Source organism: Gemmatimonadales bacterium (genome assembly GCA_036279355.1).
GTDB lineage: Bacteria > Gemmatimonadota > Gemmatimonadetes > Gemmatimonadales > GWC2-71-9 > DASQPE01.
Genome location: DASUJH010000007.1, coordinates 20716 through 46375, shown reverse-complemented (window position 1 = coordinate 46375; position 25660 = coordinate 20716). Strand labels below are relative to the sequence as shown.

At 69.8% G+C, this 25660-nt stretch carries 21 protein-coding genes and 1 tRNA gene; 2 read left to right on the top strand and 20 right to left on the bottom strand.

Features of this window, described 5'->3' with window-relative positions; genetic code table 11:
- Positions 1-192: 192 nt before the first annotated feature.
- Complete coding sequence (locus VFW66_01630) at positions 193-801, top strand: SHOCT domain-containing protein (GenBank protein HEX5385379.1); 609 nt, start codon at positions 193-195, stop codon at positions 799-801.
- Between the two features lie 24 nt (positions 802-825).
- Here the strand turns inward: VFW66_01630 and VFW66_01625 are convergent.
- Positions 826-898 (bottom strand) — tRNA-Gly (locus VFW66_01625).
- A gap of 253 nt (positions 899-1151) precedes the next feature.
- On the opposite strand from VFW66_01625, the gene VFW66_01620 reads away from it, so the two are divergent.
- The gene (locus VFW66_01620; protein ID HEX5385378.1) at positions 1152-1643 is read left to right on the top strand and encodes a hypothetical protein; all 492 of its coding nucleotides are present in this window, start codon (positions 1152-1154) and stop codon (positions 1641-1643) included.
- Here the strand turns inward: VFW66_01620 and VFW66_01615 are convergent.
- From VFW66_01615 to VFW66_01525, 19 genes are all read right to left on the bottom strand, one after another.
- Positions 1549-3843, bottom strand: coding sequence for an MMPL family transporter (locus tag VFW66_01615; protein HEX5385377.1), 2295 nt, complete (start codon positions 3841-3843; stop codon positions 1549-1551). The two genes, VFW66_01620 and VFW66_01615, sit on opposite strands and share 95 nt — an antisense overlap.
- 36 nt (positions 3844-3879) lie before the next feature.
- Positions 3880-4512, bottom strand: a complete 633-nt coding sequence (locus VFW66_01610; protein HEX5385376.1) for a DUF2380 domain-containing protein — start codon at positions 4510-4512, stop codon at positions 3880-3882.
- 13 nt (positions 4513-4525) lie between these two features.
- Positions 4526-5494, bottom strand: a complete 969-nt coding sequence (locus VFW66_01605; GenBank protein ID HEX5385375.1) for a phenylalanine 4-monooxygenase — start codon at positions 5492-5494, stop codon at positions 4526-4528.
- A gap of 46 nt (positions 5495-5540) precedes the next feature.
- Complete coding sequence (locus VFW66_01600; GenBank protein HEX5385374.1) at positions 5541-6983, bottom strand: tetratricopeptide repeat protein; 1443 nt, start codon at positions 6981-6983, stop codon at positions 5541-5543.
- Between the two features lie 3 nt (positions 6984-6986).
- The gene (gene larC / locus VFW66_01595; protein HEX5385373.1) at positions 6987-8306 is read right to left on the bottom strand and encodes a nickel pincer cofactor biosynthesis protein LarC; all 1320 of its coding nucleotides are present in this window, start codon (positions 8304-8306) and stop codon (positions 6987-6989) included.
- A gap of 59 nt (positions 8307-8365) precedes the next feature.
- On the bottom strand, positions 8366-9589 hold the full coding sequence (locus VFW66_01590) for a threonine synthase (GenBank protein ID HEX5385372.1): 1224 nt from the start codon (positions 9587-9589) through the stop codon (positions 8366-8368).
- Positions 9540-10439, bottom strand: coding sequence for a DNA-formamidopyrimidine glycosylase family protein (locus VFW66_01585; protein ID HEX5385371.1), 900 nt, complete (start codon positions 10437-10439; stop codon positions 9540-9542). The genes VFW66_01590 and VFW66_01585 overlap by 50 nt, the downstream gene beginning before the upstream one ends.
- Before the next feature lie 12 nt (positions 10440-10451).
- The gene (gene uvrC / locus VFW66_01580; GenBank protein HEX5385370.1) at positions 10452-12320 is read right to left on the bottom strand and encodes an excinuclease ABC subunit UvrC; all 1869 of its coding nucleotides are present in this window, start codon (positions 12318-12320) and stop codon (positions 10452-10454) included.
- A gap of 12 nt (positions 12321-12332) precedes the next feature.
- Positions 12333-13877: a murein biosynthesis integral membrane protein MurJ gene (gene murJ / locus VFW66_01575; protein ID HEX5385369.1), complete on the bottom strand. Its 1545-nt coding sequence runs from the start codon at positions 13875-13877 to the stop codon at positions 12333-12335.
- A gap of 35 nt (positions 13878-13912) precedes the next feature.
- Positions 13913-14200, bottom strand: coding sequence for a hypothetical protein (locus VFW66_01570; GenBank protein ID HEX5385368.1), 288 nt, complete (start codon positions 14198-14200; stop codon positions 13913-13915).
- 9 nt (positions 14201-14209) lie between these two features.
- Positions 14210-15775 (bottom strand): bacillithiol biosynthesis cysteine-adding enzyme BshC, encoded by a 1566-nt coding sequence (gene bshC / locus VFW66_01565; protein HEX5385367.1) that lies wholly within the window; start codon positions 15773-15775, stop codon positions 14210-14212.
- On the bottom strand, positions 15772-16545 hold the full coding sequence (locus tag VFW66_01560; protein ID HEX5385366.1) for a methyltransferase domain-containing protein: 774 nt from the start codon (positions 16543-16545) through the stop codon (positions 15772-15774). The genes bshC and VFW66_01560 overlap by 4 nt, the downstream gene beginning before the upstream one ends.
- A gap of 22 nt (positions 16546-16567) precedes the next feature.
- Positions 16568-17035 carry a 23S rRNA (pseudouridine(1915)-N(3))-methyltransferase RlmH gene (locus tag VFW66_01555; protein ID HEX5385365.1) on the bottom strand — a complete coding sequence of 156 codons (468 nt, stop codon included), beginning with the start codon at positions 17033-17035 and terminating at the stop codon, positions 16568-16570.
- 137 nt (positions 17036-17172) lie between these two features.
- Positions 17173-18477, bottom strand: coding sequence for a Glu/Leu/Phe/Val dehydrogenase (locus VFW66_01550; protein ID HEX5385364.1), 1305 nt, complete (start codon positions 18475-18477; stop codon positions 17173-17175).
- 43 nt (positions 18478-18520) lie between these two features.
- Positions 18521-19489: a tetraacyldisaccharide 4'-kinase gene (locus tag VFW66_01545; GenBank protein ID HEX5385363.1), complete on the bottom strand. Its 969-nt coding sequence runs from the start codon at positions 19487-19489 to the stop codon at positions 18521-18523.
- Positions 19490-19544: 55 nt separating this feature from the next.
- On the bottom strand, positions 19545-20027 hold the full coding sequence (gene fabZ / locus VFW66_01540; GenBank protein ID HEX5385362.1) for a 3-hydroxyacyl-ACP dehydratase FabZ: 483 nt from the start codon (positions 20025-20027) through the stop codon (positions 19545-19547).
- Positions 20028-20124: 97 nt separating this feature from the next.
- Positions 20125-20718 (bottom strand): OmpH family outer membrane protein, encoded by a 594-nt coding sequence (locus VFW66_01535; GenBank protein ID HEX5385361.1) that lies wholly within the window; start codon positions 20716-20718, stop codon positions 20125-20127.
- A 61-nt stretch (positions 20719-20779) separates the two neighbouring features.
- Positions 20780-23137 carry an outer membrane protein assembly factor BamA gene (gene bamA / locus VFW66_01530; GenBank protein HEX5385360.1) on the bottom strand — a complete coding sequence of 786 codons (2358 nt, stop codon included), beginning with the start codon at positions 23135-23137 and terminating at the stop codon, positions 20780-20782.
- 71 nt (positions 23138-23208) lie between these two features.
- Entirely contained in the window at positions 23209-25641 is a 2433-nt protein-coding gene (locus tag VFW66_01525; protein ID HEX5385359.1) for an ATP-dependent Clp protease ATP-binding subunit, read from the bottom strand.
- Between the last annotated feature and the right edge of the window lie 19 nt (positions 25642-25660).

The following is a 25660-nucleotide window of genomic DNA, read 5'->3' as shown; positions in this document are numbered from 1 at the left end:
TCGCGGGTCGGCGGGGTAAAGGCAACCGAATGTGGGACTTCGGGCCCGACGTTTGAGGTGACCTGGGAATGGGCTCGCGGCACCATCGCCTCCCGCGGCCACCTTCCGTCCGCCTGTCCGCCCGCCCGCCCATCATTGCCCGCCGGCCGTCCGGGTGACATTGTATCGCACCCCTACAATCACGAGGACCGTATGGAGGACGCGCGCATCGAGGCGGCGCTCGGGGAGCTGAAGGGCCTGCTGGTGTCGGGTGAGACGCTGGAGAGCTGGGCAGTCGAGCGGCGGATCTTCGCGCTCAAGCACCGGCGGCATCTCGTGGCAGCGACGAGCGGGCGGCTCATTGCGCTCCGGCGCGGGCTCTTCGGCGGGTTTCACGTCCAGGATCTCCGGTGGCAGGACCTGCAGGAGGCAAAGCTCGACGTGGGCGTGTTCGGGGCCGATCTCACGCTCTCGGTGCTCGACCACGCCGACCTTGCGAGCGCCGAGCAGCGGGCGGGCGGCTTTCACTTCGAGGGACTGAGGAAGGACCAGGCGCAGGCGGTCTACCGCGCCTGCCAAGCGCAGGTGCAGGCGTGGCGGGAGAAGCGCCGGGTGCGCGATCTCGAGGAGCTGCGGGCGCGTTCGGGCGGCGTGCAGTTGGGCGGGAACGCGCTCGGGGGTGCGGCGTCGGCCGCGGGCGGCGGCGTTCCGGGCGCCGATTCGGTGGACCGGCTCAAGCAGGCGAAGGAGATGCTGACGAACGGTCTCATCACCGACGCCGAGTACGAGGCGATCAAGGCGAAGGTGGTGGCGGGGCTGTAGGAGAGCGTCGGAGGGGACTGCGAGAGCGGGAGACGGGGCTCGAACCCGCGACATTCAGCTTGGGAAGCTGACGCTCTACCAACTGAGCTACTCCCGCAATTTCGTGCATTGAAGATGGATCGCTGAGGTGCTTCCGATCCGGGGCGGAATATCGCCGCGGGTCGCTGGAGCGGCAAGGCCGGGTGCACGCTCGCGTGCATCCACGCGCGGCGCATATGCGACGCCTGGACCAACGCTCAACGAGGGAGGCTCCATGCCGTCCGTCTCGCGAGTTGACGCACTCGCTCGCTAGGCGCGCACCGCCGCGTCTCGGACGTCGCGCGCTGTCAGCGCTTGCATTCTTCGCACTCATGAGCAATCCGGCGGGGGCGCAACTGCCCGGCGCGCCGCCGGTCTCGGCCAACGCGCCGGCCCCGCCGCTTCGTCACGGGTACCTCGCCGTGACGCGCTGCGAGCACGGCGTGCCGGTCACTACCGTGAATCCCCACCTCGACTCGCTCACCCGGATCGAAACCGAGGCCCACGAGGCAGCGCACAGGCGCCAGCTCGCGGGCGACTGCGACGCGCGGCTGCGGGCGTTGCAGGCGGACCTTGCCCTCCGGCTCGACCGCGAGGCGGAGGCATACTGCGGCGGCCTTGCCGCGCTCGGCCTCGACTCGCTCCGCTATGGCGTGGCGGTCGAACGGCTGCGGCTCGCGCTCTACGACGTGTTCTGGCCGCGTCCGCAGTCCGAGGTCGACGCGCGGATCACCGCGTACTGCCGCCGGCCGGACGACGGCGTCGCGCGGAAATCGGTTGCCGATACCCCGGCCACCAGTTCCACCGGCCCGCGAGATCCATGATCGCCGGCACCAGCACCAGGCGGATCAGGGTGGCGTCGAGCAGCACCGCTACCGCGAGCCCGAAACCGACGAACTGCATCATCAGCACCCGCGAGAAGGCGAAGTACCCGAACACAATGATCATGATGAGCGCCGCCGAGGTGATGGTCGACGCAATGGTCGTGAGCCCCTCGACCGTGGCCTGCGTATTGTCACCGGCGCGGTCGAATTCCTCCTTGATGCGGGTGAGCAGGAACACCTCGTAGTCCATGCTGAGCCCGAACACCGAGGCGAACACAATCACCGGCACCACGACGAAGATCGCCTCCGTCGGCCCGTTGAGCCCGAAGAGCGATGCACCCCACCCATCCTGGAACACAAGCACGATCACGCCGAACGTCGCCCCGACCGACAGGGAGTTGAGCACGATCGCCTTGAGCGGAATCAGGGCCGAACGAAAGATGAGCGCGAGCGTAAGCGCGGTGCTCCCGAGGATAATGGCCACGAGGAGCGGAAGTCGGTCGAGCAGGTTCCGCTGGAAGTCGACGTTCGCTGCGGCGTACCCGCCGACGAGCACCCGGGCGCCCGCGAGCCCCCGGATGTTGTCGGTGCCGAGCCGCCGGATGCGCCGTACGAGCTCCATGTCGGAGGTGAGCGAGGTGGTATCGGCCGGTACCACATCGATGAGCGCCGTGCGGGTGTCGCGGCTCAGGTAGGCAGGGATGAAGTCGGGGTATTCGGCCCGCGCTGCTGCGAGGTCGCTGTAAAGCAGCGAGTACGCGAGGAGCGAGGTACCGGGCTTGAGATCCACGATGCTCCGCACCTGCCCCACGCGCGGATCGGCCCGGAGCGAGTCGCTGAGTGCCATGAGGCCGCGGAGCGAGCGAGCCGACGTCGCGCGCTGGGTGTCCGGCAGGGTGACGACCACCTTGATCGGCTCGATCACGCCGCCGACGCCCATCCGTTCGAGCGTCCGGGCACCCTGGCCCGACTCGGTCGCGGCCGGCCACCAGTCCAGCGCAGGCAGCCCGATCCGGATATGGCGCACGGGCCAGACGAGCGCCAGCACCACGGCGGCGCCCAGCGCAAGTGCCACCCAGGGTCGGCCGGTGAGGGCGTGGGCCCATCGCTCCCACAGTGCGCGCCCGTGATACCAGGCGAGCCGGCGAGCGAGCCAGCGGGGCCAATCGATGCGGGGCCCGAGCAGCGCGAGCGCCGCGGGGAGCAGCGTGGTCGCGAGCAGCACCATCACCACAACCACGACGACCCCAGCCACGCCCACGCTGCGGGTCTCGACGAGCGGTGTGAGAAGGAGGGCGCCGAACCCGAGTACGACGGTGAGTCCCGAGGTGAGCACCGCGCGGCCCGCGGTGGCCACCGTGCGCGCCGCCGCCTCCGCCGGGGTCTGGTCAGCCCTCAGCTCTTTCCGGAACCGCGTCACCATAAGCAGCGAGTAGTCGATCCCGACGCCAAGCCCCACCATCGTCACGATGATGAGAGAGAAGATCGACACCGGCATCACGTGGGTGAGGAGTCCGAGCACCGCGACGGCCACGGGCACGCCAAGGATGCCGATGCCGATCGGAAGCAGCGCCGCGCCCAGCGCGCCGAAGGCGAGCACGAGGATGATCCCGGTGAACGGCAGGATGCGCACCTCGCCGCGGCGGCTGTCGCTCGTGACGAGGCGGCGCTCGTCGAGGTCGAGCGGCGCTCGACCGGTGACGAGCGCGTGGTACGCTGCGCCGCCCGGCACCTGGTGGAGCGTCCGGCTGACGACGGCGCGCAGCGGATCCACCAGCACGCTCAGACTGTCGGGCGAGGCATTGAACGCGACAAGAATGAGCGCAGTGCGGTGGTCGCGGCTCACGAACATCGAGTCGCCGGACGTGCGAACCGAGATGGTGCCGCGGACGTAGGGCTGCCGGCGGAGCGCAGCGATGAGGGTGTCGAGCACCGCGATGCCGCCCCCGCCCCGGCGTCCGAGCGGGTTCGGCCCCTTGAGCGCGACCGCAAAGAACTCGCCGATCGGAGCATCGAACCCGGCGTCGACGACCCCCTCGGCATGCTCCGCCTCGGAGCTCGGGCTTTCGGTGCTCTGGCCGGTGAGGCGGTCGGGCACCCGCGTCGCGAAAATCGCGGCCGCGCCGCCGATGATGGCCCAGACGATTACGACGAGCCAGTGGGAACGTGCCCCCCGCGGGGCGGGTCGGTCCGGAGGCACCGGCGAGGGCGCAAGGCGCCGGAGGGTGGCGTGAACCTACGGTGTCGGGGTGCCCTGCTTCACCGCCCGCGCAACCCGCTCGGCGAAGATCTTCGTGCCGGCCGGAATCATCGTGGTCGGGTCGCCCTTGAGCTCGGTGGTGTCGTCGAGCACGAAGCGACCGGTGCGGTTGTCGATCAACTGTCCGGAGAAGAGCCAGATCAGGTTGCTCGTCTTGCTCACCTTGCTCATCACGACCCAGCGCGCGCCAAGCTCGCGGCCCGCTTCACGCGCGCAGTCCACGATGACGTTGCAGGCCTTGCCGCCCGTAATCTCCCGCGCCCGGTCCGAGCTCGTCACCTCGGCGACGGCCGCCGAGTCGGCGAGCGCCGCCGCGCCAAGGTGCTCTCGCAGCGCGTCGCGCAGCACTCTGGTCGCGAGCAGCGCGCGGGCCGTGTCGCTCGGCTGCGGATCGTTCGCACCGCGCGTATAGAGCGCCACGTTGAGCATCGCGATGTTCACGCCGACGGAGTCCATGCTTTCCATCGCGGACGCCGGGTGTGCCCCCCCGCCGTGGGGCGCCGCCCGGGGCAGCGACACTTGCGCCCCGGCGGTTTCGATATGTACCGGTGCCGCCGCGAGCAGCGCGCCCACCGCCAGACACGTCCCCCACTTCGTCCCTGCGCGCATTGCAACATTCCTCTCACGACCTCGCGAGCGAGGCCTCCAGAAAGCTCTTCACGTCCGCTTCGTTCATCACCGGCTCACCCGGCGAGACGTTGTCCAACCGCCCGGCCTTCATCCACCGCTCGAGCTGACCGACGAGGTCGTACAGGTGCTCGAACGAATCGACCACGAAGAGCAGCGGCTGATAGTGGTCGATCTCGAAATACTGATTTACCACCCACTCCATCTGAATGGGGTAGCGCTGCACGGCCGGCGAATCGATGGCATGGGTCAGCTCGCCGTGCGAGCTGAGCAGGCCGCTCCCATAGGCGCGGAGTCCGTCGCCGCTCCGCATGAGGCCGAACTCGACGGTGAACCAGAAGAACCGCGCCATGCCCTTGAAGATGCTGGTGACGCGCCGGATCTTCTCGGCCTCGTCCGCGATGCCCGCCACGATGTCCGCCGCCGTATGGGCGCACTCGCCGAACCGCACCAGCGTCTCGGCGAACGCGCGGTCGGTATGCATGGGCACGTGACCGGCGATGTCGTGGAAGATGTCGGGTTCGGGCAGGTAGTCGAGGCGGCGGGCGTCGCGGATCGTGATGGTGGTGGGAAACTCGCGGTTGCGCAGGCAGTCGAAAAACATGAACGCCGGCACGTAGCCGCTCACCGGCTTCGCCTTGAAGCCGGTGAGCGGATTGAGAAATCGATTCACGTCCTCGAGCTTCGGCACCCGGTCGGCATCGAGGCACAGGTTGTCGATGCCCGCCAGGAAATGCGGATTGGCGTACTCGCGCCAGCGCGGCACCATCCGGTGAAAGAGCCGCCGCCACGCTTCGTGGTTCGCCTCGGTGTACAACTCGTACGGCTGGTGGATGTACAGCTGCCCGTCCCGCTGCGCCTGCTCGATGAATGGCGCCTGGGTGGTCGTGAGCCCCGCCGGCACTCCGGCCGGCCCGGCCGTGCCTCCGGCCCGGTCCGTTTCGCGCGTTTCGATCCCGGCCATTCCCGCCTCCTGTGCGGCACTCTCCGGAAATCTACATGGGGCGGCGCTATTTGGCCTTGTAGCGCCACGCGTTGATGCCGTTGGCCTTGGCATCGACCGTAAAGTCCTGCGTTGCGTCGGCCTTGAGCGGCGGCACCGTCACGTCCTGCGTCGCGAGCGTGGCGCCGTCGGGCCCCATCATCTCGAACGTGAGCGTCACGGGCGCCGGCTTGATCAGCTTGTCCTTGTCGTCGCGCGCCTCGTGACCGGTGGCCGTGAACGAGAGCTCCAGGCTGGTCGGGCTGATCTTGACGCCCTTGCTCTCGATCTTGACCGGAAGCGCCCGGCGCCGCGCCACCGTGGCGATCTGCTTGTCCGTCTGATGGGTCTCCTTGTAGCCCTGCTCCAGCAGCTCGAGGCCGATCTCGTTGAGCGGCTCCAGTGCCACGAGCTTGGTCGCGGCCTCGACCAGGTGGGAACCGTCCTTTGCCTTGTAATAGGCCGTCGCCTGGTTGACGAGCGCGTCGTGGTTGAAGGGCTGCTTCTCGAACACCTGCCCGAACACGTCCGCCGCCTCCGCGAACTTTCCCGCGGTGAAGAGCGCGATGCCCTTGCTCGCGAGGTCCTTCGTGTCACCCCCGGGTACCTCGGTGGGCGCGATGCCGAACTGCTTCTCCAGCGCGGCGGCCTTGTCGCCCTTGCCGGCGGCCCGGTACGCCTGGGCCAGGGTCTTTGCCGCGGTCGTGTCGTTCGGCACCCAGGTGCGGTACCGCTCGAGCGTCGCGATCGCGTCGTCGAAGCGCTTGGCCCTGGTCTCCATGATGCCGAGATTGAGCGTGGAGTTGTTGCGCTCCTCGACCATGCTGTCCGCCGCCGCCACCTCGACCGCCTTCTTGAGGTAGGTGATGGCGCTGTCGGTTTCACCGCGGTTCGCGTAGATCACACCCAATCCCGCGAACGCGTTCGGCTGGCCGCGGTAGATCGTATTGGCCGCCCGGAACACGACGAACGCGGAGTCGCTCTGGTTCGCCTTGACGAAGTCCACGCCGTCGTTCACCAGCGGCACCCACGCGGCCTGGCGGTAGCGCAGTATGTCTTCCTTGCACGCGGGCGCGAGCTGTTCCGCCTTGGTGAACGCAGAGTCGGCGCCGGCGAGGTCGCCCTCGTAGAGGTAGGCGCGCCCGAGGTACAGCCATGCACCACCGTTCTCCGGTTCGCGCTTTGTCGCCTCGGCGAGCCGCTGCGCGGCCTCACCGAACTTGTCGGACTGCAGCGCGCGGAGACCGTCCTGGACCCGGCCGCCGGGTGCAATGCCCTCCTTGCATGCGGGGAGCGCCGAGGCCCCGCCCTGCTTCTTCATCGCGGCGATCACACGGGCATTGCCGCCCGACGGCGTCTGCGCGCGCGCGGGTACGGCCAGCATCGGCAGCGCCAATGCGACCAGCGCGATGCCGGCGGCGTTGAGCGCCGCCGGAGACCACGCGCGTGATGTTTGCCTCTCAGTCGTCACTCGTCACGGCTCCTTCGTCGTGGTGTCGCGCGCCGTTGCCGCGGGCCGATCGGCCCCGGCCAGGGTCAGGGCGCGGGTTTGCAACTCCCTTGCCAGTTCGTGCACGGGACGTCCCGCGCGTCGCGCGGCCGCCGCCACGTCGTCGTATTCCGGCTTGGCGCGGAGCCCGTCGGGACCGTCGAGCAACTTGACCCGCACGCTCCCGCCACCGGCCACGTCGAGTCGGACTTCGCGCCGCGGCAGCGTCACCCGCTCCGCACCCGTGCGCCGCACGCCGGCCGTCGTGCTGTGCCGGAAGAAGGCCTCGGCAGCGCGGTCGACGTCGGCCGGCGCAACGACGGCCTCGACGCGGAACCCCGTCCTGCCCTTCTTCATCTGCGTGGGCCACGTCTGCACGTCCAGCGCGCCGGCCGCCACCAACGCCTCGCGCAACGGATCGAGATACTCGGGACTCAGGTCGTCCAGGTCGGTAGACAGCACCACCACCTCACCGAGTTCGTGCGCCGGCTCGGCCAGAATGAGGCGGAGCGCGTTGGGGTACTCCGCCGGGTCGCGGCCGCCGGCGCCCCAGTTGGCGGCGGACACGGCCCGCCACCGCGCAGGCGGCGGACCCGACGACAGCGCGCGGAGGAGTGCCGCGCCGGTGGGCGTCGTGGCCTCACCCGACACCGGGCCGTTGGGCGCCACCTCTAGGCCTTCGAGCAGCACCGCAGTGGCCGGCGCCGGCACCGGAATGATGCCGTGGGCCGCGTGCACCCATCCCTCACCGACCGCCACCGCGCGATGGTACACGTCGCGCACGCCGAGCTGCTCGAATCCCTCGACCCCGCCGACGATGTCGATGAGCGCATCGAGCGCACCCACCTCGTGCAGCGCCACCGATTCCGCCGGCACGCCGTGCACCCGCCCCTCCGCCTCCGCCAGCAATCGGAATGCAGCGCCGGCCCGCTCCTTGACCCAGGTCGAGAGCGGTGCGCGCTCGATGAGCGCGAGCAACTCTCCCACGTGGCGATGCGGGCCGTGCGCGTGGTTGGCGGCGGGCTTGGACTTGTGCGGGTGAGGGTGTGAATGGGAGCGGGTGGGACGGTGCGGCGCGGCGGGGGCCTCGACCTCGCCGCCCGGAAGTCGGACGGTGGCCTTCACCGCATGTACCCCACACCGTTCTACTTGCGTGATCCCCACCGACACCTCGGGACACCCGAGCCGCGCGGGCAGGCCGGTGAGCCATGCCTCGGGCGCGCCCGCCGCGACCAGCGCGCCGAGCAGCATGTCACCGCTGATCCCTGCGGCGGGGTCCAGAATGGCGAACCGGCTCTGAGGCATGACATCTGAATATACAGTCCCCTATGCACCCGTCCACGCTCGCGCGAGGGATTGCATGCTCACGAGCGATAGAGCCAGCCCGCGCCGGTGTTGAATGCGATCACGGTTTCGTCCGGCTCGATGTCTCCCCGCGCGCGGAGCGCCGCCGCGCCCGCAAGACTCGCTCCGCCCTCGGGCCCCACATCCACGCCTTCGCGCGCGGATACCTGGTCGGCCTGCGCCGCGAGCTCCGCATCGCTCACCGCGACCGCGCCGCCGCCCGACTCGCACATCGCGCGCAGCATGAGCGCCCCGCCCAGCGGCGCCGGCACCCGGAGGCCACTCGCGACCGTGCGCGGGTCGGGCCAGGGTTCACATTGCGCGGCGCCGCGTTCAAACGCGCGCACCACGGGCGCGCACCCTTCGGCCTGGACCGCGTACATCCGGGGCATCGGGCCGCGCACCCACCCGGCCGCGATAAGCTCTGCAAAGGCGAGCCACATCCCGATGAGCCCCGTCCCGCCGCCGGCGGGATACACGACCGCGTCCGGCAGACCCCAGCCGAGCTGCTCGGCCAGCTCGAGGCCGAGCGTCTTCTTGCCCTCGATCCGATAGGGCTCGCGCAGCGTGTGCACCGGAAAGGCGCCGGTGCGTTCGGCGTGGGCGAGCGCCGCGCGGCCGCAGTCACCGATGTGGCCGTCGAGCAGGTTGAGCTCGGCGCCGAACCGCCGGACCTGCGCGAGAATGACGGGCGGCGTGCTCGCAGGCGCGAAGATCGTGGCGTGGCACCCCGCGCGCGCGGCGTACGCGGCGAGCGCCACGCCCGCGTTGCCCGCGGTGGGCACGACGAACGACTCGGCGCCGCCAAGCCGCGCGCGGGTCACCGCCATGGCGAGCCCGCGCGCCTTGAACGAGCCGGTCGGGTTCACCGACTCGTCCTTGAGCCGGAGCCGCGCGAGGCCCAGGCGCTCACCGGTGCGCGCGAGGCGGAGGAGCGGCGTGCCGCCCTCGCCGAGCGTGATGGGCGACTCGCCGTCAGCAAGCGGGAGAAATGCCCGGAATCCCCACATGCCGTCGGCCTCCGGCGCGCTGTTGCTGCCGCGCGCCTGGCGCAGCGCGTCGCGGTCGGCGAGGGTGTGCGCGCGCGACGGGTAGCGCACCAGCCACGGCTGCCCGCACCGGCCGCAGACCGTAGGGAGGCCCACGGGTGCGGTGGTTTCATCGCAGGCCGAGCAACGCAGGGTCCAGTCCGGGTCAGCGGCCAAGCCGCTCCTCCATTTCGTCGAGGCTGCGCGGCCAATCATCGTGCAGGAGCCGCGAGAGCGCGCGGTCGGCGAGCAATCGGCCGCCTGTCTGGCACGTGGCGCAGTAGTTGGTCTCGTTCTCGGCGTAACGGATGCGCTGCACCGGCGAGCCGCACGCGGGACATGGCTCGCGCCACCGCCCGTGCACCGCCATCCCCTCACGGAATGCCGTGACACGTTCGGGAAATCCATCGACCGCCTCGCGCCGGAGCCGACCGGTCCATTCGGTGAGCACCGCCTGCACGGCCGCGTGCAGCCGGGCGAGCTCGCCGTCGGCGAGCCGCCGCGTGAGCGCGAGCGGCGAGAGCCGCGCACGGTGCAGAATTTCGTCCGAGTACGCGTTGCCGATGCCGCTCACGAGCGTCGGGTCGGTGAGCGCTCGCTTGAGCGTGTGGTTCTCCGATCGGAGCCGCTCAGCAAAGGCTTCGAGGGGTGCCTCGAGCGGCTCGACGCCGCCGCGATCGAAGGCGGCGAGCCCCGCCGCGCCGCGCACGAGGTGCAGCGATGCCCGGCGCTTCGTCCCCGCCTCGGTGAGCAGCACGGTGCCTTCCGCGAAATCGAACGCGGCGAGGCCCATTCGGCCCGGGGCCTTGGCCCCGCGCGGCCGCCAGCGGAGGCGCCCCGCAATCATCAGGTGAATGACGACGAACAGCTCGCCATCGAGCTCCCAGACGAGGCGCTTGCCGAGCCGCCGGAGTCCCATGACCCGGCGGCCTGCCGCCGCCGCCACCGGCGGATCCACACTTCGGAGCACGAACGGGCTCAGCACCCGGATCTGCTCCAGCATGCGCCCGGCAATGCGCCGCTCGAGCGCCTCGAGATAGACCACCACGTCCGGCAGCTCAGGCACGGGCGCGCGTGGTCACGATTTGGCGTGCAGCCGTTCGAGAATCCGTTCCGCGAGCGCGGTGGAAAACCCGGGCACCGCCGCGAGCTCTTGCGCAGTGGCCGAGCGCACCCCGGCCAGACTGCCGAAGCGCTCCAGTAGCGCGCGCCGGCGGGTGGGGCCGACGCCGGGGATCTCGAGCAACTCCGACGTGAGTGTGCGCTGCGTCCGCCGCTTCCGGTTGTATGCGAGGCCGAAGCGATGCGCTTCATCCCGCGCCCGCTGGAGCAGCCGGAGTGCGGGGCTCCGGCGTGACAGCCGAAGCGGCTCCGCGCGGCCCGGAAGGAAAATCTCCTCCTCCCTTTTGGCGAGGCTCACGAGCGGGAGCGCGTCGAAGCCGAGCGCGCGCGCCGCGTCCAGCGCGGCGTTGAGTTGGCCCTTACCGCCGTCGATCACCATGAGGTCGGGCAGCGCCTCGTTCGAGTCGCGCCGGCGGGCGAGATAGCGCGTCACCACCTCGTGGATGGCCGCGAAATCGTCCTGCTCCGCCAGACCCTTGATCTTGAACTTGCGGTACTCGCTCTTCCGCGGCCGGCCTGCCTCGAACCAGACCAGCGAGCCCACGATGTCGCGCCCCTGGTTGTGCGAGATGTCCACGCAGACGAGGCTCCGCGGCACGCTGCTCAGGCCGAGATCCCGGCCGAGCGCGTAGACCGGATCTTCGGCGCGCTCGTCGGTCTCGAACGACTCGATCCGAAGGCTCTCGAGCAGGTGGCGCGCGTTCTGGTCGGCCAGCTCGCGCCATCGGCTGGCGGTGCCGCGCTGCGGGATGGTCCAGTCGGTGCCCGCGAGCACCGTGCGGATGGCGTCCCAGTCCTCCGGTGCGAACGGCAGCACCACGCGCCGCGCGCGCGCCTCGGCCGGGACGTAGTAGCGCACCAGGAACGCGGCGAGGATCGCGGGGTCGGCCTCTTCGTCCACGCCCTCGAGAAACGTGTGGTCGCGGCTCACCACGCGCCCCTCGCGCACGCGGAGCAGCACGCCCACCGCGTCGTCGCCGTCGCGGGCGTAGCCGATCACGTCCGCGTCGCCGGTGCCGATGACCTCGGCCGCGCCGGGCTCTTCGAGATTCTCGAGCCAGCGGAGCGCATCACGAAGCTGGGCCGCGCGCTCGAAATCTTCCCGTCCGCTTGCCGCCAGCATCGCCTCGCGCACCCGCTGGCGCACGTCGTGGGTGCGGCCCTCGAGGAAGTCCACCACGTCGTTCACCATGGCGCGGTAGTCCGCCTCGCCCTGCCACCCGACGCAGGGTGCCTTGCAGCGGCCGATGTAATAATCGAGACAGGGCCGCTCCCGCGGCTCGCGCGGAATGTCGTCGGGGCAGCTCCGCATGGTGTACAGCCGCCGGACGATGGCGAGCGTGCGCCGGAGCTGGCCCACATCGGTGTACGGCCCGTAGTAGCGCGCGCCCGGAATGTCGCGGCGACGTGTCACCAGCAGCCGCGGAAACGGCTCGCCCAGCGTGACGGCGATCGATGGATAGCTCTTGTCATCCTTGAGCCGCACGTTGAAGCGTGGCCGGTATTCCTTGATGAGGTTGTTCTCGAGGATGAGCGCCTCGGCCTCGCTGTTCACCACGATCGTCTCGACGTCGGCGATGACCCGCTGCAGGAGCCGGAGCTTGGGGCTCGCGGCCGCGGCGCTCGCCGCACTCTCGCCCACGAGATAGCTCCGCACCCGGCTCCGGAGCCGCTTTGCCTTGCCCACGTACACGACGGCCCCCTCGGCGTCCTTCCAGAGATAGACGCCGGGGCCTTCGGGGAGCGTGTAGAGCTTGCGCGCGAGCGGATCGGGAATCGGCAGGGCGGTCATGAACACGTCGGGGCAATCGTCAGGGCGCGCCACGGTCGAACCTCGTCAGCGCCGCCGGAATCGCGCGAGCAGGAGCCTCGCTTCCGGGATGCCGAGCAGGCCGGTGACCCCGTAGTAGACGAGGCCGTACGCGCCGATCACAAATATCGCTACACCGACCGGATGCCGCAGCGCCAGGTCGGCAGGCGTGGCGAGCGCAAGGCCGCCGCCCACGAGCGCAGCGAGCGCGGCGGAGGCCCAGAGGCGCGCGCCGTAGGCCCAATCGAGCCCCGTCTCGCCGATCCGCTCGTCCAGTGCGCGGCGGAGCAGCAGAAACTCGACCCAGCCGGCGACGCCGGCCGAGGCCGTGAGCCCCGCGACGCCCCAGCGCTGCGGAATGCCGATGAGCCCCGGGAGCGGGAGTGCAGCGAGAAAGCCAAGGACCGTGGTGAGCACCACCCGGACGATCGCAAAGCGGAGCGGCGTGCGGGTGTCGCGCAGCGCGTAGAAGGCCGACGAGTAGAGCCGCCCCATCGTGCCGGCGAGAAGCCCCACCGACGAGCCCGCCAGGATGCCCCAGACCCAGAAGCTGTCCGACCGCGTGAACCGGCCGGTCTGAAAGATCGCGGCCGCGAGCACCTGTCCCAGCGCCGCGAACGCCACCGCCGACGGCACGATGTAGAATGCGAGCTGCCGGAGCCCCCCGTCGAGCCGCGCGCGAAGATACGCGCTCACCTCCGCGCGCTCCCCCGTGGCGCTCGACATCTCCGGCAGCTCGGCCGCCGAGACCGCCATGCCGAAGAGGCTCACCGGGAGCGTGTACAGGATCTGGGTATAGCCGAGCGCGGCCACGGCGCCGGTCGGCAGCAGGCTCGCGATGAGGGCGTCGATGTACGCGCTGATCTGCACCACGCCGCGGCTCGCGAAGGTGGGCCAGAAGTTCCGCGCGACCGTCCGCACGTGCTCCGACGCCATATCGAACGTGGGCCGGAGCCCGCGCGCGAGTCGCATGACCACGGGCAACTGCACGCCGAGTTGCAACGCGCTGCCCGCCACCGAACCCCAGGCGGCGAGCGCGGCCAGCCGATACTGGCCCACCGTCCCGCCGAACCAGATCAGCGTGGCGATGATGGCCGCGTTCCAGATGACCGGCGCCGAATACGCAAGGAAGAATTTGCGGTGACTGTTGAGGATGCCGAGACACCAGGCCGAAAGCACCAGCAGCCCGACGCCGGGAAAGAGGATGCGGACCAGGCGGATGGTGAGCTCGCGCTTGGCGCCGGTAAAGCCGTAGGCGATGGCGTCGATGAGCGACGGCGTGAACGCGACGCCTGCCAACACGAGGACCGAGACGATGACGGCGAGCAGCGCGCCCACGGCGCCCGCCACCCGGTCCGCCTCCTTCCGGTCGCCGCGCGCCAGCAGCGCCGCGTACACCGGAATGAACGACGCGGAGAGCGCCCCTTCGCCGAAGAGGTTCTGCAGGAGATTGGGAATGCGGAACGCGGCGACGAACGCATCCGCCGCATCGGAGGTAGCGAAGTAGTGCGCCAGCACCCGCGAGCGAATGAGGCCGGCGAGTCGGCTCAGCAGAATGCCCGCGGCGACCATCGCCGCCGGACGCCGGGACCGCCCGGGCGGCGGGGTCAGGACGTCTCGGGCGGTGGCAGGGTCGAGCGGCGCGGCGATTCGGCGAGCAGGCGTTGGAGAAACTGGTGCTCCTCCTCGAGCGTCCGCACGCTCCGGGTGAGATCGTCCACCTCGGCCTCGAGCAGCTCGACTTTCCTCGCGAGCTGCGTCATGGCGGCAGGCGTGGACTCGGGCCCCTCGAGCCGGCGCGCGAGTGCCCGCGCGAGCGGCGAATCGATCAGAATGCCCAGGATCGGGATCATCAGCACCACGACGAGGACCACGACCAGGGCGATGGTGGACATGGGTCGAGTCTATGCCGGGCGCGCGGCGCCCTCAAGGGCCGCGGCGTACCAGCGGCGCATTTCGCCAATCAGCGCGTCGAGCAGCGTGGGGCCGTGCCGGGCAAGGAACGGCGCCGCGGTCAACACTCGCTCCTGGGGTTTGCCGTTGGGCCACACCGCGTGCCGCGCTCGCGCGATCTGGGCCAGCTCCGTCTCCTCCCGCCGCTTGAGGTGCTGCACCAGCTTCTTCTCGATGTCCGCCGTGCCGGTGAGTGCGTGTTGCCGCGCCGCCTGCACCGTTTTCTCCAGCGTGGGATCGATCTCGACCGCAGAGCGGGCGATCGGCTCGTAGCCCGCCTCGATGGCGCGGCGCAGCTCGGCGAGCGCGCCGGTGACGCCCTCCGGCAGCCGCGAGCGCACGAGGCGCGCCTCGAGCGCACCCGGCGGCTGCATCAGGTCGTGGAGTGAAATGGCGAACTTCTCCAACACCCGCTCGATCCGCGGCTCCACAATGGCGCCGGACCAGCGCGGCACGACGGCCTGCGGGCGCACGCCCAGCGTTTCGTAGACCGATGGCGTGAGCCGGAGGTATCGCAGCTCGCCCGGGCCACCCGTGTACGCCACGGTCGGGAGCAGCGCGCTCTCGAGCACCGGCCTGAGCAGTACGTTCGGCGAAAACCGCTCCGGCTCGCGCGCGGCGAGCGCCTCGAGATGCGCGAGGTCGTACACGGTCTTGCCGCGCCGGGTCGTGAAGCCGTGTTCGTGCGCGAGCAGCCGGTCCCGGCCCATCCGGCACTCGACCATCACGAGCGTTGCGCCGTCGCCGGCGGCGATGCCGGCATCGTGTCCTTCGCGGGCCAGCACCTGCGCCCGCTTGGCGAGCGAGCCGTCGAGCGCCGCCGCGCGGCGCAGCGCGTCCATCAGCAGTGGTGCCGCGGCGCGCTTCACGGCGGGATGCGTGCTGTCGAACACGGCGATGCCGTGCGGGGCAAGCAGCTCGGCGAGCGCCGTGGCGAACGCCGACCCCATCGTGGCATCGGGCGTGTAGTGGCGGGCGAGCCATTCGAGTGTCCAGTCGCGGAACTCCGAGGGCGCGAGGTCGCGCGCCAGCGCATCGAGCGCCTGCGACACCGCCGCGCCGAGCGGCTCGCGGTACATCGGCGTGAGCGGCGCTTCCGCCGGGCGCGGCGGGAGCGCGGCGCCGGTTACCGACCCGTCGGGCGCCAGCCACTCGGCGTGAGCCGCCTCGGCGAAGTCGTGGTCGTCGCCGGCGGCCCAGAAGACCGGGGCGACGGGCCGCCCCCACCGCTCTTCAAGCGTTCGCGCGAGCGCCGCGGTCGACAGCGCCTTGTGGACCGTGTAGAGCGGGCCGGAAAAGAGCGCGGGTTGCTGGCCCGTGGTGACGAGCAGGAGATCCGGGGTCGCCAGACGGGCGAGCAGCGCGTCGTTGCCGGGCACTCGCATGAAGGCGGGCAGCAATTCGCGCGGCACGCCGCCCGAACGGGTCCCGCCCGCGCGTGCCGGCGCATCCACGAGGGCGGCGAGCGAGTCCACGCCTGACGGAGAAATCGGTGAGGGGACGAGACGCGGGATCATCGGGCCGGTCCATCCGCGCCATCGCCCGAGACGCCGTCCGCGGCGTTGAGCCCCGATTCCTCGATCTGCCCCATCAGCACCGTCCGTGGGGCGCCGTCGCTGAGGGGCGCGCCCGCGTAGTCACCGAAGCGGTGGCGGATGGCGAGCCCGGCGCGCTGCAGCATTGCTTCGAGCTCCGCGGGCGAAAAGAGGCGCACCCGCTCGACGAACCGGCGTCCGTCCGGCGTGCGGATCGTCTTGCAGACGAAGCGGCCATCCTCCGACAACCGCCGGTCCGCCTCCGCGCCGTGGGGCGCGCCGGTCGTGTGGCGCTCGGCCAGGCGCGCGCGCACCGCCGACGCGTTGAGATAGTCGAGGACGAACCAGCCGCCGCGACGGACCGTCCGCACCATCGCGGCGAGCGCCCGCGCGTGCTCGTCGTCACCTTCGAAGTACCCGAAGCTGGTGAAGAGATTTACGGTGAGATCGGTGCTCCTCGCCCGGATCGGAAGCCAGCGCATGTCGGCGCGCACGAGCGACGCGTCGGTCACCTCGCGCGCCCGCCGAAGCAGGCTGGCCGAGAGGTCGAGCCCGATGGGCCGCGCGCCCGCCAGCTCGAGGGCGCGCGCGTGGCGTCCCGCGCCACAGGCCACGTCGAGCGTGCGCCATCCATCGCGCCACGGCAGCGTCCGCCGGATGAGCCCGACGACGCGCTCGGCGTCGGCGTCGTCGCGGTGGGGATAGAGCTGGAGGTACTCTTCGCCAAACCACTCCTCGAACCACTCGGCCATGGATCTCCCGCGCGCCGACGGATCAGGCCGTCGACGGCTTGTGGTACGGCGTGCCCGCCAGGATCGTGAACGCCCGATAGAGCTGCTCGCATACGACGACGCGCGCCAGCTCGTGTGGCAAAGTAAGCGGGCCCAGACTCCACCGCGCCTGCGCCCGCTCGAGTACGTCCTGAGCCAGCCCCTCTGAGCCACCGATGGCAAAGGCCACCGGCCCGGCCGCTCGCCGCCACTTCCCGACCTCCTGGGCAAGTTCCGCGCTGCTCCACCCGCGTCCCTCGCGCGTGAGCGCCACGAGCGTCGCCCCGTCCGGCGTCCGAGCGAGCAGCGCCTCCGCTTCCCGAGCCCGTCCTGCCGCCGCCGGCAGCCTGCTCGCTTCCCGCACCTCGTACTCGGTGACACGGGAGTATCGGCGAATGCGCGTGAGATAGTCGTCGCATGCGGAGCGAAAGGCCGGGCGCAGGCGCCCTACCGTGAGCAGGAAAAGCTCCATGCGATCAGGTCAGGTGAAAGGTGGGAAGGTAGGCGGGAGAGGCGGTAAGGACGGCACAGGCGGTAAAGGCTCGGCCGGCGCAGGTCCTTACCGCCCGTACCGTCGCCCCGCCTTTACCGCCTCACCCGACCGCCTCCTCACGCATACATCCCTCTTAGCCTGTGTACCGCCGCCACTCGTTCTATCCCCACCATGTACGCCCCGATCCGCAGATTCGTCCCGTGGCGCGCGGCCATGCCGGCGACTTCGTCGAAGGACTCCACCATGATTCGCTCGAGGCGCTGGTTCACCGTGTCCTCGTCCCAGAAGTAACCGCCGCGATCCTGCACCCACTCGAAGTAGCTCACTGTGACGCCACCCGCGTTGGCCAGGATGTCGGGGATCACGAAGACGCCCTTCTCGTCCAGGATCCGGTCGGCGTTGGCCGTGGTCGGCCCGTTGGCCCCCTCGCAGATGATCCGCGCCTTGATGTCGCGCGCGTTGTGGCGGGTGATCACGTTCTCCAGCGCGGCGGGCACCAGAACGTCACAATCGCAGGTGAGGAGATCGGCATTGCTAATCCGTTCGGCGTTCAGGTAGTCCTTGAGCGGTTTGCCCTGGCGGACGTGCTGCACCAGCTCCCGCACCTTGAGCCCCTTGGCGTTGTAGAGGCCGCCGTTCTTGTCGCTCACGGCGACCACCCGCATCCCCGCGTCTTCCATGAGCTGGGCCGCGGTCGACCCGACGTTGCCGAACCCCTGCACTGCCACCCGGGTCCCCTCGATCGGCAGGTTGTGCCGCTTGAGCGCCTCGCGGGTCACGATCATGCAGCCGCGGCCCGTGGCCTCACGACGCCCGAGCGAGCCGCCCATGGCCACCGGCTTGCCGGTGACGACCGACGTCACCGTGTGCCGCTTGTGCATCGAGTACGTGTCCATGATCCATGCCATCACCCGCTCGTTGGTGTTCACGTCGGGGGCGGGGACATCGGAATCGGGGCCGAGCACCTCGATGATGGCCGCGGTGTAGCGGCGAGTCACCCGCTCGAGCTCCGAGATGCTGAGGCTCGTCGGGTCGCACACCACGCCGCCCTTGGAGCCGCCGAAGGGAATGTTGACCACCGCGCACTTCCACGTCATCCACGCCGCGAGCGCCTTCACCTCGTCGAGCGTCACGGCCAGGTCGAACCGGATGCCGCCCTTGGCCGGCCCGCGCGCCGTGTTGTAGAGGACCCGGTACCCGGTGTATACGTCCACCTCGCCGTTGTCCTTCAGGAGCGGGATGGACACGATGATCTGCTTCTCCGGGCTCCGGAGCACCTTGTAGAGTCCCGGGTCGAGGCTCAACCGCTCGGCCGCGTAGTCGAAGCGCGACATCATCGCCTCGAACGGATTCTCCTCGTTGAGAAAGGTGTCCTTGTCGGGACGGATGATCGGGGTGCTCGGCGGAATGACGGTGCTCATGTGATCTCCGGTCGACTCCGCGGGTGCGGGGTAATGGTGAGGATCAGAGCCGTTCGACGGGTGTGATGACGGCGTCGAGCGCCGCGACGATGTCGCTCGCGCCCTGCTCCCACTCGAGCGCCAGCACGGCGACCAGCGGCTCGGCCACCCGGTTGGGCCAACGGTCGCGCAGCCGGGCGGCATCCCGCTCGGTGATGACGACGTGGTCCGCGCGGCGGGTCGCATGGGCCAGCCAGGCCACGTCCTCGTCGCGAAAGTCGGGTGCGCCGCGCCAGGTGGCCACCTGGACCGCCGCACCCGTCGCCTTGGCCTGCGCGACGAAGGCGTCCGGGTCGGCCGAGCGGGTCGCGGCCACGACGCGCTTACCGGCAAGGAAGGCGGCCGGGTGGCTGGCGCCGCTCACCAATCCTTCGAGGTGATCCATCGCGAGCCGCGCCACGGCCACCGGCCCCGGCACCCGCCTCGCGACATCCCGCGCGGCGGCTTCCGCTGCCTCGCGCGGAGCGCGCTTCCGGGTTATGACCGCGGCATCAGCGCGCGCCAGCGCTGCCCAGCCCTCGCGCCAGGGGCCGGCCGGCAGTCCCCAGCGTACTGCGTGCGCCGTCTCAGCGCTCACGACGGCGAGGTTGAGATCGCGCCGGACGTCGAGCCGCTGGTAGGCATCGTCGAGGACGAGGACCTCGGCTCCGCCAGCGAGGGCCCGGTCGGCGCAGGTCGGGAGATCGCGGTCGGCGACGATGAGCGCCGACGGCGCACGATGCTGTCTGAGCGCAACCTCGTCATCTGCCGCGCCCGGCACCAGGATGGCGGGCTTGCACCCGCGCGCGGCATAATGCGCGGCCACCCAGCTCGCGACCGCCATCTTTCCCGAGGCGCCCAGGGTGAGATTGCCGACGCCCACCGACGGGAGTGGCAGATCGCGCACCGGCCGCCATCCGCGGGCGTAGGCTTGGGCCCGCGCCGCCATCGCGCCGCGCCAGAGGCCCGACGCCGGGATCAGCGCGAGCCTCACAAGCCGCGCCTCCGGCCGCCGGCTGGTCCATAGCCAGCGGAGCATCCGGTGCGCCTCACCGCGCCGCGCCACCGGGATGTCCCGAGCTCGGCCGGGCAGCGGTCGGCCGATCTGCCACTTGCGCAAGAATCTCCGCCTCGGCCGCGCGCTGGCCGTCCACCGAGGCGGTGCCCTTCATGCGGCAGGTGCCGCCCCGCGCCTGGAGCACCTCGACCTCGAGTCGCAGCTGGTCGCCGGGGCGCACAGGCCGCCGAAACCGGACGCCATCCAGCCCGGCCAGGTAAACCGCCTTCGTGTCCGGCCGCTCCATGCTGCCCAGCATGAGGCAGCCACCCACCTGCGCCATGGCCTCGACGATGAGGACCCCGGGCATGATCGGGTTACCGGGAAAATGGCCCTGGAAGAAGGGCTCGTTGAACGTGACGTTCTTGAGCCCCACGATGCGCGTGGTGCCCTCGACGCTGACGATCCGGTCGACGAGCAGAAGCGGGTAGCGGTGCGGCAGCACCGTGAGAATCCGCTCGATGTCCATCGTCATCGCGTCGGCCTCATCGCGTCGGCTCTCCTTGTGGCAATGGGGCGGCCGCCCCTCCGTCCGGCGACCGCCCCATGATGCTGTCCGTCTTCCGCTCCCGCTATTTCGAGGATTGGAGCTGATCCAGCACGCGCTGCGTGAGATCGAGGGATTTGTCACCCGTTACGATGCCGTTGCCCGGCGCGCTCACGTCGAAGATGATCGCGTAATTGCCCGCCGCACGGATGCCCTCGATGACGCTGTTCACCCGGGCCTGGATCGGGTCGAGCAGCTCGCGCTCCCGCTTGGCCGCCGTCTGCTGCAGCTCCTGGTTGCGCTGCTGCAGCTTCTCCTGCTCGGCCTCCAGGTCCTTCCGCTTGGCAGTGCGCTGGCTCGGATTCATCACGGCCGACTGCGCCTCGAAGTCCTGCGCCGCGGAATCCAGATTCGCCTGCAGCTTCTGCAGCTCGGCCCGGTATCCGTCGAGCTCCTTGGAGAACGTCGACTCGGCCTTGGCGTAGCCGGGCGACTGCTTAAGGATCGCCTGGATGTTGACGAACCCGATCCGCGTGCTCTCGCCGCCGGCGGCGGGCGTCGCCGCGGCCTTCTGCGGTGCCGGCTTGGCGGGGCGCTGCTGCGCGGTGGCGGTGCTGGCGGACCCGGCGACCAGCGCGACCGCGAGCCCTGCCCAGGTCGCTCGGACGGCAAGCATCATTCTCGACTCCAAGAGGTGAGGGTGCGTACTGCGCGCTGCATCCGGCCGCATCGGGTCCGGCTCAGAAGAAGTTCCCGAGCCGGAAGTGAAGCTCCCATCCCGGCGCCGGCTTGCCCGACTGGTCCGTCTTGTCGAAACCGTATCCTATATCGATCCCGAGCGGCCCGAGGGGCGACACGACGGCCGCGCCGAACCCGGCGCCGCGGAAGAGCCGCGTGGGGTCGTACTGGCGCGGCGTGCGGTACACGTTGCCCGCGTCCAGGAACGTGTTGACGTACAGCGCGCCGCTGATGCGGGCGCCCGCCTCCACCGTAAACGCCGCATACGACTTGCCGAACGCATTGACGCTCGCCGTGCCGGAGTTGGCGTTCGGGTCATAGCCGTCCGGCGTGATCGAAAACTCGTTGTATCCCCTGAGCGGAATGCCGAACTGGACACCGCCCATGGAATATAGCTCCGTAAAGAAAGGCCCGGCGTCCCCGAAGATGAACCCCGACTTGGCGGTCAGCCCGAGGACGAATTGCACGCCCTGGCCGAGCTGGCCGTTGCCACCGAGCGTGCCGAGCGGCGCGTACCAGCGGCCCTCAAGATCGAGTTTGCGGTAGTTGCCCGTGCCCCCCAGCACGCCGCCATTGAGCTCGCCGCCCACGTTGAAGTAGGTGCCCGCCGTGGGGAACGGCAGCCCGATCCGGGTGTCCCGGAGCACGCTCATGCCGAGCGTGGAACGCGTGCAGTTGTTGCACGAGAAGCGCGCGCGCAGATCTTCCGACCCCTCGTCGAACTTGATCCGCTGGATACCATACGAGGCGAACACCCGGGTATACCGAGAGCCGAAGAACGGAATGCCGAGCTGCAGGTTGGCACCGATCTGCTTGCGGCGCCCGAGGTCGCCGATGATGAACGTCTGGCGGGAGTCGAACACCGAGAGGGTGCCCGAGACCCGCGAGGCGCGGATGGACGGGTCGGTGTAGCTCAGGTTGAAGTCGTTGATGTTCGCGCCGAATTGCCACTGAAGGCGGGCGCGCTTGCCCTTGCCGAAGAGATTCGGCTCCTCCAGGCCCAGAAAGCCGCCCACCCCGGTGCCCTGCCCGAGCGAGGCACCGAAGTTGATGTTGCCGGTGCGCTTCTCCTCGACCCGGAAGACGATGTCGACGTCGACGCCGTTGCCCGCCGGCTTCACGTCGGGCGCCGGCAGCGGCTGCTGGAAGAAGTTGAGGTTGCTGATGTTCTGATAGGAGCGGATCAGCAGCTCGCGATTGAACAGGTCGCCCGGCAGGAGGACGATTGCCTCGCGGATGATCCGCTCGTGGGTCACATCGTTGCCGACGATGTCGATCTTGTTGATCGTCGCCGGTTGCCCCTCCTGGATCTGCCATGCCAGGTCGAGCGTCGGCTGCCCGTCGGAGCCCGTGCGCCGCGTCTCGGTCGGGACGATGTGGGCGTAGATGTAGCCGTTGTTGGCGTAGAGGTCCTGCAGGCGCTGGGTCGCATCGTCCCACGCGGTGCGGTCGAACGGCTCGCCGGCGGCAAAGGGGTAGTAGACCTTCAACTCCTCGCTCGAGAAGCGGCGATTACCCTGGACGTCGAACGTCCCCACCTGGAAGCGCTGGCCTTCGTCGACCTTCACGTGGAGCACGGCCTTGCCGGTTGTCGTGTCCGGCACCAGCGAGTCACCCAGCGCCTGGAAGTCGATGTAGCCGTGCTCGGCGTACCAGCGGGGCAGCCGGTCGCGCAGATCTTCGTCGAGCTTTCGCTCGCTGTACTCGCCCTTGCGGAACCACCAGAAGCCCTCGGGTCGGGTCGCCATATGCTTCACCACCTGCCCGTCCGAGAACGCGCGATTGCCGTCGATCTGCACCTCACTCACCGCCACGCGCCGCCCCTCGGCGACGTCGAATACCACGCGCACGTGCCCCGAATCCTGCGCCAGGGTTTCGACCTTGACCTGCGCGGCGTAGTAGCCCTGGCGCTTGTAGAGCGAATCGATCGCCGCGCGCGAGCGCTCCACCGCCGCACGGTCGAGCGGCCCGCCGGCTCCGATGCGCACCTGGTCACGCACGTTGTTCTCGGGAAGCCGCTCGACGCCTTTGAGCGACCACCCGTCAAGGAGCGGCCGCTCCTTGACCCGAATGGCGAGCACCAGCTTCCCGCCGACGTTGTGCTGCTCCACCGTCACGTCGTCGAACTGCCCGGTGCCGAAGATCGCGGTGATGGCGCGCTGGATGTCGCGGTAGTTGGGCCGCTGGTGAACGGCGAGCCCCGAGTTGGAGATGATCTGGGCATCGCTCACGCGCGCATTGCCCTCGACGGCGATGCTGTCGATGGGCGGGGGCGCCTGCGCTGGAACCTGTGCGGGGAGGGAAGCCGCCCTGCCCAAACCGAGAGCCAGGACGGCGAGCGCGAAGGAACGAAGCCGCATCAATGCTCGAAAGAAGGAGGTGGCGCCGCAGCGCGGAGCGGCGCCGCTGACCGGTCCGGTCGCCGGTCCGCCTACGCCTGCGTGCCGCTCAGGGCGCGGAAGACGAGCCGGTCGCCTTCGGCCGCCACGTCGACCTCGATCTCCTCGCCGCGGCCGAACTCGCCAAGCAGGATCTTCTCGCTCAGCGGGTCCTCGATGTAGCGCTGGATGGCCCGCTTGAGCGGGCGCGCGCCATAGTTCGCATCGTAGCCCTTGCTCACCAGGAATTCGATCGCCGCGGGCGTGAGCTTCACTTCGTCGCCGATCCGGCGCTGCACGTCCTTGAGCAGGATCCCGACGATCTGCGAGATGTGGTCCTTGTCGAGCGGATGGAACACGATGACGTCGTCCAGCCGGTTCAGGAACTCCGGGTTGAACACCTTGTTCATCTCGTCCTTGATCCGCTCCTGCATCTTCTCGAAGTTCGTCTTCGTATCCGCCTGGTGGAAGCCGAGCGACTTGCCCGACATGATGTCCCGCGCGCCGACGTTCGAGGTCATGATCACGACCGTGTTCTTGAAGTCGATCACCCGGCCGTAGTTGTCGGTGAGGTGACCTTCGTCGAGCACCTGGAGCAGGATGTTGAAGACGTCCGGGTGCGCCTTCTCGATCTCGTCCAGTAGGACGACCGAGTAGGGCTTCCGTCGCACGGCCTTGGTGAGCGTGCCCGATTCCTCGTAGCCCACGTAACCAGGAGGCGCGCCGATGAGCCGGCTCACCGAGAACTTCTCCATGTACTCGCTCATGTCGACCCGGATGAGGGCCGAGGCATCGGCAAAGAGGAAGCGCGCCAGTGCCCGCGCGAGCTCGGTCTTGCCGACGCCCGTGGGCCCGGAGAACACGAACGACCCGATCGGCCGGTTGGGGTCCTTGAGGCCTGCGCGGCTCCGCCGAATGGCACGGGAGACCGCCTTGATCGCCTCGTCCTGGCCCACCACCGACGCGTGGATTTCGTCCTCCATCCGGAGCAGCCGTGATGCCTCGGCCTCCTGCAGGCGGGTGACCGGAATCCCGGTCCAGCGGGAGACGATGAAGGCGATGGCCTCCTCGTCGATGATCGGCCGGCGGGTCTGCCGGTCACGCTCCCACTCCTCCTGCTTGAGCCGGATCTGGTTCTGCAACTCGCGCTCCTGGTCGCGGAGCGAGGCGGCGCGCTCGAAGTTCTGGTCGCGCACCGCTTCTTCCTTCTGCACGTTCACCTGCTCGAGCTGCGCCTTGAGGTCCGCCACTTCGGCGGGCGGCACCTGCGAGGCGAGCCGCGCCCGGGCGCCGGCCTCGTCGATCACATCGATCGCCTTGTCCGGCAGGAACCGGTCGGTGATGTACCGGTCGGACAGCTCGGCCGAGGCCTTGAGCGTGTCGTCGGGAATCGAAACGCGGTGGTGATCCTCGTACTTCTTGCGAAGGCCCTTCAGGATCTCCACGGTTTCTTCGACCGTGGGCGGGTCCACCACGACGGTCTGGAAGCGGCGCTCCAGTGCGCCGTCCTTCTCGATGTACTTCCGGTATTCGTTCAGCGTGGAGGCGCCGACGCACTGCAGCTCCCCGCGCGCGAGCGCGGGCTTGAGCATGTTGGAGGCGTCGATGGCCCCTTCGGCCGCGCCGGCACCCACCAGCGTGTGCAGCTCGTCGATAAAGAGGATGATCTGCTTGTTCTGGGCGATCTCGTTCATGACCGCCTTGAGCCGCTCCTCGAACTGGCCGCGGTACTTGGTGCCCGCAATGACGGCCGCCATGTCGAGCGAGAGCACCCGATGGTCGCGCAGCACGTCGGGGCAGAGTCCGTTGGCAATGAGGAGGGCGAGGCCCTCGACGATGGCCGTCTTGCCCACGCCCGGCTCGCCGATCAGCACGGGGTTGTTCTTCTTCCGCCGCGCCAGGATCTCCATGACGCGCTCGATCTCCTTACCCCGCCCGATGGTCGGGTCGAGCTGCCCCTCGGCCGCGAGCTGTGTGAGGTCGCGGCAGAAGTGGTCGAGCGCCGGCGTCTTGGACTTCTTCTCGGACTTGGGCGCCGAGCTGGGCGCGGGCGTAGTGCCCGAGCCGCCGGCCGATGCCTGTGGCATGTCGCTGCCCAAGAGCCTGAGCGTCTCGGCCCGCGACTGCTCCAGGTTCACGCCCGCGTCGGTCAGAACCTGTGCCGCGATGCCCTTCTCCTCCCGGAGAAGCCCGAGTAGGAGATGCTCGGTGCCCACGTAGGAGTGGTTGAGCTCCCGCGCCTCCGTCATCGCCAGCTCGAGGACTTTCTTGGCGCGCGAGGTGTACGGCAGGTCGGGCCCGGCGGCGGCGGCCGCCTTTCCCTTCTTGACTGTCTCCTCGATCTTCTGCTGGATTTCCTCCAGGTCCACGTTCAGGTTGGTGAGCACCGCCGCGGCCACGCCCTCACCCTCGCGGATGAGGCCGAGCAGGATGTGCTCCGTCCCCACGTACTCGTGGTGCAGGCGAGCCGCCTCTTCGCGGGCCATCTGCAGGACCTTGCGGACA

Excerpts from the sequence above, each read along its gene's own strand:
- VFW66_01630 (HEX5385379.1), top strand. The coding sequence starts at position 193 with ATGGAGGACGCGCGCATCGAGGCGGCGCTCGGGGAGCTGAAGGGCCTG.
- VFW66_01620 (HEX5385378.1), top strand. The coding sequence starts at position 1,152 with ATGAGCAATCCGGCGGGGGCGCAACTGCCCGGCGCGCCGCCGGTCTCG.
- VFW66_01610 (HEX5385376.1), bottom strand. The coding sequence starts at position 4,512 with ATGCGCGCAGGGACGAAGTGGGGGACGTGTCTGGCGGTGGGCGCGCTG.
- VFW66_01605 (HEX5385375.1), bottom strand. The coding sequence starts at position 5,494 with ATGGCCGGGATCGAAACGCGCGAAACGGACCGGGCCGGAGGCACGGCC.
- larC (HEX5385373.1), bottom strand. The coding sequence starts at position 8,306 with ATGCCTCAGAGCCGGTTCGCCATTCTGGACCCCGCCGCAGGGATCAGC.
- VFW66_01590 (HEX5385372.1), bottom strand. The coding sequence starts at position 9,589 with ATGATTGGCCGCGCAGCCTCGACGAAATGGAGGAGCGGCTTGGCCGCT.
- murJ (HEX5385369.1), bottom strand. The coding sequence starts at position 13,877 with ATGGTCGCCGCGGGCATTCTGCTGAGCCGACTCGCCGGCCTCATTCGC.
- VFW66_01570 (HEX5385368.1), bottom strand. The coding sequence starts at position 14,200 with ATGTCCACCATCGCCCTGGTCGTGGTCCTCGTCGTGGTGCTGATGATC.
- bshC (HEX5385367.1), bottom strand. The coding sequence starts at position 15,775 with ATGATCCCGCGTCTCGTCCCCTCACCGATTTCTCCGTCAGGCGTGGAC.
- VFW66_01560 (HEX5385366.1), bottom strand. The coding sequence starts at position 16,545 with ATGGCCGAGTGGTTCGAGGAGTGGTTTGGCGAAGAGTACCTCCAGCTC.
- VFW66_01555 (HEX5385365.1), bottom strand. The coding sequence starts at position 17,035 with ATGGAGCTTTTCCTGCTCACGGTAGGGCGCCTGCGCCCGGCCTTTCGC.
- VFW66_01550 (HEX5385364.1), bottom strand. The coding sequence starts at position 18,477 with ATGAGCACCGTCATTCCGCCGAGCACCCCGATCATCCGTCCCGACAAG.
- fabZ (HEX5385362.1), bottom strand. The coding sequence starts at position 20,027 with ATGACGATGGACATCGAGCGGATTCTCACGGTGCTGCCGCACCGCTAC.
- VFW66_01535 (HEX5385361.1), bottom strand. The coding sequence starts at position 20,718 with ATGATGCTTGCCGTCCGAGCGACCTGGGCAGGGCTCGCGGTCGCGCTG.
- bamA (HEX5385360.1), bottom strand. The coding sequence starts at position 23,137 with ATGCGGCTTCGTTCCTTCGCGCTCGCCGTCCTGGCTCTCGGTTTGGGC.
- VFW66_01525 (HEX5385359.1), bottom strand. The coding sequence starts at position 25,641 with ATGGCCCGCGAAGAGGCGGCTCGCCTGCACCACGAGTACGTGGGGACG.